The following is a 3,054-nucleotide window of genomic DNA, read 5'->3' as shown; positions in this document are numbered from 1 at the left end:
CAGGTACGGATGCGGACCCTGCCTTCGGTGAGACGGGCGAGCGCGCGGTCGATGTCCTGGAGCGACTGATCCAGCGCTGCAACAGGGAAGCGGAGTCCCTTGACGCCGGACACCTTGCGCTGCATTACGCGTTGAACGGCGGGACGATCCAGCCCGGTGACGCCGGGTGTGCTCGCGTTGACGCCTGGCGCCAGTTCGAGCACCAAGAGTTGCTGTGCCCTGCACGGCCTGATACGGAATCCCTCGATCGCGGACCACGGAAGGAACACGCCGTCTGGCGCGTCGTCGATGCTGCAACGAAGGCCGCGGTGCGACATCCGCATTGCCACCGCTGGGATTCCAGTGGCGCTCCATGATCGGCGCAGGCGTCGAACGTCGGTGAACCGGCGGCAGGAGCTGCCTAACAAGAGCAGGGCGGAGATCCCTCCCACGCCCAAGCTCATCCAGCTCCAGAAACCCTCCGGTGTTGCCATAAGCATGAGCGCGACCGCAAGCCCAACGATGAGAGCACCGGCCACGGCCTCTACCCAAGCGGAACGGCGCTTGAGGCGCACGGTCAGTTGGCGTGCCTCTTCGACGAAGTGATGGTCGACCCCGACGACGAACTCAGATCCTTGCTGGTGTTGATGCATCTCGACAGAGTCTGGCCCAGCCCCGGGTTCGGCACCACATCGGTCACCTGGTTCAACTGCTCAGATCTCTTCCAAACTTGCCATGGTTACTGAAGGCGCATTGATCGCTACGGCCGTCGCGGCGGTGGTAGCGGGCCTGAGCCTCTGGCGGCTCCCGGCCGACCGGGGGGCGCGGTCACGCGAACCGAATGGGGCCGGTCCAGAGCCGTCCCTTGGCCGGCGAGAATGAGTTTACTTGGCGAAGAATTCGAGATGGCCGCATCGGAGGCATCGGTAGGCGACGATCGGGATCTTGATGCGTCTTCTGAATTTGATTCGCGAGGCGAACCCCATTCCATACTCCACGACACCTCTGTACCAATGCGCCCGATCGATCGTATTGACACCGGCCCCTTCATTGTGGATTGTGAAGCCCTGCTCCAGATCACCTGCGCCGCAATGGGTGCATTTTGGTTCTGTGGTCACCTTTGTACAATACTGGCATACCAGGTGCGGTGACGGACGGCTGTTGCCCGGCCTCGATGGGTCGAGCGGGCAGGGTTGCGCACCTCTGCGAGCTGACGCTGAGCTTCGCGCCTGCACTCGGTCTTTAGCCGTCCAGGACTGCGGGCTTCTCCTGATCCGGGGAACAAGGTTCGCTGGTCGGTCCCTGGCTTGGGCACAGTTTGGACGGCTTGCGTGCCGCCGTGGTTGCTTCAGCACCGATGGCGATTTGCCGGCTGACCGTGGCGGCCGAGGCGCCTTTCGCTGGCAAGCGGTGCTGGTGGCTGATAGTGGTCACCGCATCGCGAAGCCCCGTGCCGAGCCTGTCCAGGACGGTCGGACCCAGCGGTCAACGTCAGGGAGGTGACTGTGTTGTAGCGAAGTGCCGCAGTTGAAGGCCGATGGTCAGCCCGGCTGTCACCCTGGTGCCGTTCTCCATGGGCCTGAGGTACGAGGGGACGGCATGAATAGGCCGAACACGTCAGAGGTCGTAGCCGCTGCGCTGACGCTGGGATCGCTGGTCGCCGCGTGGGGTGGGCTGTATTGGGTGCAATCGGAAACCCTGCGATGGGCACTGTTCGGTGCCGCTGCGGCCGGCGTGTCGGTGCTGGCGTTGTGGGCGCTGCTAGGGCCCGGCGCGCGGTGGTTGTCGGGCGAACGCACTGCGCTGACCCCGGAGGAACGCGCACGGCTGACCCCTGCCGAGCGGGCGGAAGGGCTCAATCAGGCCAGGCAGGCGCTGATGCAGTCGGTCACCGGTCTGGTCGTGATCGTCGGTGTCGTCTTCACCGCAGCCGGCCTGCTCTACACCTCACGAACACTGGAAGTGACACGCGAGGGCCAGGTCACCGACCGCTACACCAAGGCGATCGAGCAACTCGGATCCGAGAAATCCGAGGTACGAACGGGCGGCATCTTCGCGCTGGAACGGCTGATGCAGGACTCTCGTCGCGACCAGTACACCATCGCCGAAGTGCTCTCCGCCTACGTCCGCAGCCACGCCACCGACCGCCCACCGGTCAACGATCCCAAACGACTACCAGTGGACGCCGAGTCGGCGCTGAGAGTCCTCCTGCGCTCCGAGGTTCCGCTTCTCCATATCGACCTCCAGAACATCGACCTGCGCGGCAAGAACCTGGTCGGCATCGACCTGAAACGCGCGATCCTGTCGGGCGCCAATCTGAGCGGGGCCGACCTCACCCAGGCACGGCTGAGTAATGCGTACCTGTACGCCGCGAACCTTTCCGACGCAAATCTGACGGGAGCGGACCTGTCCAACATGGATTTACGTCATACCAATCTGTCCGGTGCTGACCTCACCGGCACGGACCTGCGCGGTGCGGACCTGCGGGGACCGTCTACGCGCGGCGCGTACCATCCGGGCGTGGAGGGCTGGAATCTGGGCCGTGCGAATTTGACCGGTGCACAACTGAACGGCGCCGACCTGCGTGGCGCGGACCTCTCGCTCGTGCAGGGGATATCGGCCGATCACATTCGCCGGGAGGCCGTTACCGACGGTCGCACCCGCTTTCCACGCTGAGCATGGCGGTGGGTGGCCTTGGCGTTCGCCCACTGACCGGTGATCAGTCGGTGGTGCGCTCATTTTCGCCGGGGCTGTTCGAGCCGTTGGCTGGAGTCGCACGCCGCGCTCCGAGATGCCCGCAATAACGCCGCGTCCGTGTGGACATCGGCGGCCTTGCGGGTCGCGAAGGGTGCTGCGGCGGATCTACCTGCGGGGGACGTTCAGGCCGGCTGCCAGCCGCTGTGCCGCGACCGGCGCTCAACACCTTGTGGCGCCGCCCCCTGCGGTGAGCGGCTCTGGTTGGCCTAGGCCGACGGCGGGCGTTCCGCTGCTGGGACGCCCCTTGCCGGTTGCGTGTGGCTCAGGTTCCGCTCCGGGGCCGTTGTTCGGTGACGGTCTATTCCGATCGGTTATCAA

At 65.2% G+C, this 3,054-nt stretch carries 2 protein-coding genes; one reads left to right on the top strand and one right to left on the bottom strand.

Annotation, left to right across the window (positions count from 1 at the left end):
• Positions 1-632: hypothetical protein (locus ACGWYJ_RS38665; protein ID WP_395111653.1), on the bottom strand; the 632-nt coding region annotated here is incomplete at its 3' end.
• Positions 633-1,578: 946 nt separating this feature from the next.
• Between ACGWYJ_RS38665 and ACGWYJ_RS38660 the strand changes: the two genes are divergently transcribed.
• Entirely contained in the window at positions 1,579-2,655 is a 1,077-nt protein-coding gene (locus tag ACGWYJ_RS38660) for a pentapeptide repeat-containing protein (protein WP_395111652.1), read from the top strand.
• The last annotated feature ends 399 nt before the right edge of the window (positions 2,656-3,054 follow it).

This window comes from Actinomadura sp. SCN-SB (genome assembly GCF_043906805.1).
GTDB lineage: Bacteria > Actinomycetota > Actinomycetes > Streptosporangiales > Streptosporangiaceae > Spirillospora.
Note: the sequence above shows the minus strand (reverse complement) of the source record. Positions and strands in the feature narration are given on the sequence as shown.

Coding starts and splice junctions, on each gene's coding strand:
- ACGWYJ_RS38660 (WP_395111652.1), top strand. CDS start 1,579: ATGAATAGGCCGAACACGTCAGAGGTCGTAGCCGCTGCGCTGACGCTG.